2 protein-coding genes are annotated in these 2,791 nt (G+C 40.3%); one reads left to right on the top strand and one right to left on the bottom strand.

Going from position 1 to position 2,791, the window contains the following annotated elements:
- Nucleotides 1-181: 181 nt before the first annotated feature.
- The gene (gene queC / locus CK510_RS28875) at nucleotides 182-877 is read right to left on the bottom strand and encodes a 7-cyano-7-deazaguanine synthase QueC (RefSeq protein ID WP_095724906.1); all 696 of its coding nucleotides are present in this window, start codon (nucleotides 875-877) and stop codon (nucleotides 182-184) included.
- A 584-nt stretch (nucleotides 878-1,461) separates the two neighbouring features.
- Here queC and CK510_RS28885 point away from each other — a divergent pair.
- Nucleotides 1,462-2,538, top strand: coding sequence for a Gfo/Idh/MocA family protein (locus tag CK510_RS28885; RefSeq protein ID WP_095724908.1), 1,077 nt, complete (start codon nucleotides 1,462-1,464; stop codon nucleotides 2,536-2,538).
- Nucleotides 2,539-2,791 lie beyond the last annotated feature (253 nt).

The raw sequence follows: 2,791 nt of genomic DNA on the forward strand, positions 1-2,791 counted from the left end.
ACTAACGCCTAAAACTACCCTAACAGTGGGCAGTGTTGCATCTAGATTCGCTTTGTGGAGTTTTTCAGCAAACCCTATTTATATACTAAAAACGGTTAAGAATTAGACTTTTTATCTGCCAAAACTGATACTTATAAGCCTCTCCCCTTAGTAAGGGGAGAGGTTGGAGAGGGGTTCTATATTAGTCAAATTTTAAGCCATTTACAGTATAATTAATTGGGTCTTTGAATCCTAACTCAGCAAAAGCAGCAAGACGCAAACGGCAAGAGTCGCATATACCACATGCAGCTTCATTGCCTGCATAACATGACCAAGTTAATTCCCAAGGTACACCAAGTTTGTTACCTAGCTGGATAATTTCAGTTTTTTTCAGGTGAATTAGGGGGGCAATAATCGAAATTGGTTGTCCTTCACGTCCTTGTTTAGTTCCCAACCGAAAAACCGACTGCATCGCGTTGATATAATCGGGACGACAATCGGGGTATCCGGAATAATCGAGGGCATTAATACCGATGTAGACGCGCTCTGCGGCTATGGTTTCGGCATAGGCTAGGGCAAAGCTCAAAAAGATGGTATTGCGGGCTGGTACGTAGGTAATAGGGATATCTTGGGACATTTCTGTCAAGGAACGCTGTACAGGTAAATCGAGTTTATTATCTGTAAGTGCCGAACCTCCCCACTGCCTTAAATCAAAATTGACTAGTTGGTGTTGTGTAACCCCAGCCTTTTTGGCAACTGCAAATGCTGATTCTAATTCTCGCTTGTGTCGTTGCTGGTAGTCAAATGACATGACATAGCAATCGTAACCATCAGCCAAAGCTTGATAGAGAACAGTAGAAGAGTCTAATCCTCCAGATAATAAAATTACAGCTTTCATAAGTAGATACTTTTCATTCCTTGCCCTGAGTTTTTAACAAACAAAACTAACATGCTATTCCTTTGAAGTCACTATACGGGATTAAGGGGGCTTAATGTCTCCGCCATATGGTACAACCAAATTATGGAAGAATTTGTTCAATGTCTAGCTGACTTTAAACTCAACAATTATAATTTTTGCATATGATACAATTAGTCTCCAATTTAGTTTAATGTGTAATCTTACTGACAATAAATGCTGTTTTCACCCAATGCGATCGCTACAAAAAATATTCCTGAAGAAAATGCTCATAATAAGTTCACAATAAACTATTTCGACGGTTTAAATACTGATGCACCTTCGCAATTTAAAGTTAAGAAAAAGAGAAAATATATTTTGTGTAAAGTATACAAAAAGCATAAAGTTGAATCGTTGAGATAAAAGATAGCCGATACCGGGAACTCACAGCAAACTTTGAAATTCTTCATAAGCAGAACCTCCATGTTACCATCTGGATGGTTTTAAACGGTTCGTTATTGGTCTTTTGTCTAAGTCCAACGACCGTAGTGTCTCTCTAATATTTGGTGGTTGAGGAGAAAATAATAGTGCAGGATAGCATGTCAGTGGCAGAACCAAATCCACATACACAACGCAACCAGCCACGCCCAATCCGCGTTGGAGTGGTTGGAGTTGGGAGTATGGGGCAACATCACGTTCGTGTGCTGAGTTCAATGAAAGATGTTGAACTGGTTGGAGTTGTAGATATTGATATTGAGCGTGGGTTGGAAACAGCCTCTAAGTATAAAACCCGTTTTTTTGAAGACTATAGCGAACTGATTAGCCTTGTGGATGCGGTTTGTATTGCAGTACCCACTAGGATGCACTATGCAGTTGGTATTAGCTGCTTGCTAGCTGGGGTTCACGTGTTAATAGAAAAACCGATTGCTGCCACTATTTCTGAGGCAGAATCTCTAGTTAATGCGGCTGCTGAGTCTCAGTGTATTTTGCAGGTTGGACATATTGAGCGTTTCAATCCCGTGTTTCAGGAATTGAGCAAAGTTCTCAAAACTGAACAAGTGTTAGCACTCGAAGCACATCGAATGAGTCCCTATTCTAATCGTGCTAACGATGTGTCGGTTGTCCTGGATTTAATGATTCATGACATCGATTTGCTCCTGGATTTAGCTGCATCTCCGGTTATCAAGCTGACTGCTAATGGAACTCGCAATCCTGACTCTGCTTATTTGGATTATGTCACAGCGACACTAGGTTTTGCGAATGGGGTTGTGGCGACATTGACAGCTAGTAAAATCACCCATCGAAAAATTCGCTGCATCTGTGCTCATACCAATAATTCGTTGACGGAAGCTGATTTTCTGAGAAATGAGATTTTGATTCACCGACATACCGCTAATTCTGCGAATAATTCCCAAGGGTTGTATAAGCAAGATGGTTTAATTGAAAAGGTTTATACAAGTAATATTGAACCCTTGAGAGCCGAATTAGACCACTTTATCAACTGCGTGCGTGGTGGTAATCCCCCTTCAGTTGGTGGAGAACAAGCACTTAAAGCTTTACGTTTAGCAAGTTTAATCGAACAAATGGCGATCGCAGATCGGGTTTGGAATCCTTTTGATTGTGAGTCGTCCATGCGGATGGAATCCCTAACTCCCATTGTTTAGTAGGTTGCAAAATACATATAGCAATCCGTCAGCAGTTTTGAAGGAATTGTGATGGATGTAGAGACTCTATCAAATCCTGTCTTCAAAACTCTCCGGTGTAGAACTGCTATATGTAAAACCCTATTAGCGGTTAGCGGTTGGCATTTTGCTAATCGTTAACTTCAGAGGAAGGATAGTTTGTATTGATATTCCTGGAAGTGAATTCAGGATAAAAAAAGAAGATATACTTATGTTACTTGTTATACTTGCATCT

Origin of the sequence: Brunnivagina elsteri CCALA 953 (assembly GCF_002289455.1) — a bacterium.
Taxonomy (GTDB): domain Bacteria; phylum Cyanobacteriota; class Cyanobacteriia; order Cyanobacteriales; family Nostocaceae; genus Brunnivagina; species Brunnivagina elsteri.

Excerpts from the sequence above, each read along its gene's own strand:
- queC (WP_095724906.1), bottom strand. The coding sequence starts at position 877 with ATGAAAGCTGTAATTTTATTATCTGGAGGATTAGACTCTTCTACTGTT.